Origin of the sequence: Rhodococcus sp. R1101 (assembly GCF_000278445.1) — a bacterium.
Lineage (GTDB): Bacteria > Actinomycetota > Actinomycetes > Mycobacteriales > Mycobacteriaceae > Rhodococcus > Rhodococcus gordoniae.
Genome location: NZ_AJVB01000451.1, coordinates 1 through 3,217 on the forward strand (window position 1 = coordinate 1; position 3,217 = coordinate 3,217).

The window sequence follows — 3,217 nt, forward strand, 5'->3', positions numbered from 1 at the left end:
CCAGACCTCCGGCTCCGTCGATCTCCCCGCCGAGATCTTCGACGCTCCCGCGAACATCGCGCTGCTGCACCAGGTCGTCACCGCGCAGCTCGCCGCGGCTCGCCAGGGAACGCACTCCACCAAGACCCGCGGCGACGTCCGCGGTGGTGGCAAGAAGCCGTACCGCCAGAAGGGCACCGGCCGCGCACGTCAGGGCTCGACCCGTGCGCCGCAGTTCGCCGGCGGTGGCGTCGTCCACGGCCCGCAGCCGCGCGACTACAGCCAGCGCACCCCCAAGAAGATGAAGGCCGCCGCTCTGCGCGGTGCCCTCTCCGACCGGGCGCGCAACGAGCGCATCCACGTGATCACCGAGCTCGTCGCGGGCCAGACCCCGTCGACCAAGGGTGCCCGCACCTTCCTCGGTGAGCTGTCGGATCGCAAGAACCTGCTGCTCGTCGTCGGTCGCGAGGACATCGCGGCGTGGAAGTCCGCGCAGAACCTGCCGAACGTCCACGTGCTCGCGCCGGATCAGCTGAACACCTACGACGTGCTCTACAGCGATGACGTCGTGTTCAGCGTCGAGGCGCTCAACACGTTCATCCACGGGCCGGCCGAGTCCGGCCAGGAAGTGAAGGAGGAGAGCAAGTGAGCACGATCGCCGATCCTCGCGACATCCTGCTGGCTCCCGTCGTCTCCGAGAAGTCCTACGGGCTGATGGAAGAGGGCACCTACACCTTCCTGGTGCACCCGGACTCGAACAAGACGCAGATCAAGATTGCCGTCGAGAAGGTCTTCGGCGTCAAGGTGAGCAGCGTCAACACCGCCAACCGTCAGGGCAAGCGCAAGCGGACCCGTTTCGGTTACGGCAAGCGCAAGGACACCAAGCGCGCGCTCGTGACCCTCGCGGCCGACAGCAAGCCCATCGAGATCTTCGGAGGCCCGGTCGCCTAGCGATCGGAACTCTCGAGAGATAGAGGACGAGAAGACTCATGGCAATCCGTAAGTACAAGCCGACTACGCCGGGCCGCCGTGGCGCCAGCGTGTCGGACTTCGCCGAGATCACTCGGTCGACGCCCGAGAAGTCGCTGATCCGCCCGCTGCACGGTCGCGGTGGACGTAACGCGCACGGCCGCATCACCACCCGTCACAAGGGTGGCGGACACAAGCGTGCCTACCGCCTGATCGATTTCCGTCGCAACGACAAGGACGGCGTGCCGGCCAAGGTCGCTCACATCGAGTACGACCCCAACCGCACCGCGCGCATCGCGCTGCTCCACTACGTGGACGGCGAGAAGCGCTACATCATCGCTCCCAAGGGACTCGTGCAGGGCGCCCCGATCGAGTCGGGCCCCAACGCCGACATCAAGCCGGGCAACAACCTGCCGCTGCGCAACATCCCGACGGGTACGACCATCCACGCGGTCGAGCTGCGTCCGGGTGGCGGCGCCAAGATGGCCCGTTCCGCCGGTGCGAGCATCCAGCTCCTCGGTAAGGAAGGCACCTACGCCACGCTGCGTATGCCCTCCGGTGAGATCCGTCGCGTCGACGTGCGCTGCCGCGCCACCGTCGGCGAGGTCGGCAACGCCGAGCAGTCGAACATCAACTGGGGCAAGGCCGGCCGTATGCGCTGGAAGGGCAAGCGCCCGACGGTCCGTGGTGTCGTGATGAACCCGGTCGACCACCCGCACGGTGGTGGCGAGGGCAAGACCTCGGGTGGTCGCCACCCGGTCAGCCCGTGGGGCAAGCCCGAGGGCCGCACCCGCAAGAACAAGGCGTCCGACAAGCTCATCGTCCGTCGTCGCCGTACCGGCAAGAAGCGCTAGTCAAGGAGGGAGTTAGAGAATGCCACGCAGCCTCAAGAAGGGCCCGTTCGTCGACGACCACCTCCTGGCGAAGGTGGACACGCAGAACGAGAAGGGCACCAAGCAGGTCATCAAGACCTGGTCGCGCCGTTCCACGATTCTGCCCGACTTCATCGGTCATACGTTCGCTGTCCACGATGGACGCAAGCACGTGCCGGTGTTCGTCTCGGAGTCCATGGTCGGTCACAAGCTCGGTGAGTTCGCGCCGACCCGTACGTTCAAGGGCCACATCAAGGACGACCGGAAGAGCAAGCGTCGATGAGCACTGAAACCACCACCAACAGCGCTCGGGCTGTTGCGCGCCACGTGCGCGTGACCCCGATGAAGGCGCGCCGCGTCGTCGACATCGTTCGCGGTAAGTCCGTCGAGGAGGCCCTGGCCATCCTCAAGTTCGCGCCGCAGGCCGCGGCCGAGCCGGTCGCCAAGGTGATCGCGTCGGCCGCTGCGAACGCGCAGAACAACTACAACCTCGACCCCAGCACGCTCGTCGTCGCGACGGCGTACGTGGACGAGGGCGCGACCCTGAAGCGGTTCCAGCCGCGTGCCCAGGGCCGTGCGTTCCGCATCCGCAAGCGGTCGAGCCACATCACCGTGATCGTGGAAAGCGTCGGGTCGGCTTCGACTCGTAACCGCCGGAAGGGAGCTCAGTAGTGGGCCAGAAGATCAACCCGCACGGCTTCCGTCTGGGCGTCACCACCGACTGGAAGTCTCGTTGGTACGCCGACAAGCAGTACGCGGACTACGTCAAGGAAGATGTCGCGATCCGCAAGTTCCTGGCCTCCGGCCTCGAGCGCGCCGGCATCGCGAAGGTCGAGATCGAGCGCACCCGCGACCGTGTGCGTGTGGACATCCACACCGCTCGTCCGGGCATCGTCATCGGACGCCGCGGCGCCGAGGCCGATCGCATCCGCGCCGAGCTCGAGAAGCTGACCGGCAAGCAGGTCCAGCTGAACATCCTCGAGGTCAAGAACTCGGAGTCCGAGGCTCAGCTCGTGGCGCAGGGCGTCGCCGAGCAGCTCTCGAACCGTGTCGCCTTCCGTCGTGCGATGCGCAAGGCCATCCAGTCGGCCATGCGTCAGCCGAACGTCAAGGGCATCCGCGTGCAGTGCTCGGGCCGCCTCGGTGGCGCCGAGATGTCGCGTTCGGAGTTCTACCGCGAAGGTCGCGTCCCGCTGCACACGCTGCGCGCGGACATCGACTACGGCCTCTACGAGGCACGGACCACCTTCGGCCGTATCGGCGTGAAGGTCTGGATCTACAAGGGCGACATCGTCGGTGGCCGTCGTGAGCTCGCTGCTGCTGCAGCCGCTCCCGCCGACCGGCCGCGTCGTGAGCGTCCGAGCCGCCCGCGTCGTTCCGGCGCGTCGGGCACCACC

6 protein-coding genes are annotated in these 3,217 nt (G+C 67.1%); all 6 read left to right on the forward strand.

From position 1 onward, the window contains the following. On the forward strand, window positions 1–628 hold a 628-nt coding region (rplD, locus tag R1101_RS0119645), incomplete at its 5' end, for a 50S ribosomal protein L4 (protein ID WP_016935025.1). After that, entirely contained in the window at window positions 625–930 is a 306-nt protein-coding gene (gene rplW, locus R1101_RS0119650; RefSeq protein WP_016935026.1) for a 50S ribosomal protein L23, read from the forward strand. The genes rplD and rplW, both read left to right, overlap by 4 nt. A gap of 38 nt (window positions 931–968) precedes the next feature. Next, window positions 969–1,802, forward strand: coding sequence for a 50S ribosomal protein L2 (gene rplB, locus R1101_RS0119655; protein ID WP_026003489.1), 834 nt, complete (start codon window positions 969–971; stop codon window positions 1,800–1,802). A gap of 19 nt (window positions 1,803–1,821) precedes the next feature. Beyond that, window positions 1,822–2,103: a 30S ribosomal protein S19 gene (gene rpsS, locus R1101_RS0119660; RefSeq protein WP_003938088.1), complete on the forward strand. Its 282-nt coding sequence runs from the start codon at window positions 1,822–1,824 to the stop codon at window positions 2,101–2,103. Further along, a complete protein-coding gene (gene rplV, locus R1101_RS0119665) occupies window positions 2,100–2,492 on the forward strand; it encodes a 50S ribosomal protein L22 (RefSeq protein WP_006554606.1) in 393 nt (130 codons plus the stop codon). The genes rpsS and rplV overlap by 4 nt, the downstream gene beginning before the upstream one ends. Next, window positions 2,492–3,217, forward strand: a 726-nt coding sequence (gene rpsC, locus R1101_RS0119670; protein WP_016935028.1) for a 30S ribosomal protein S3, incomplete at its 3' end; no start/stop codon positions are given. The genes rplV and rpsC, both read left to right, overlap by 1 nt.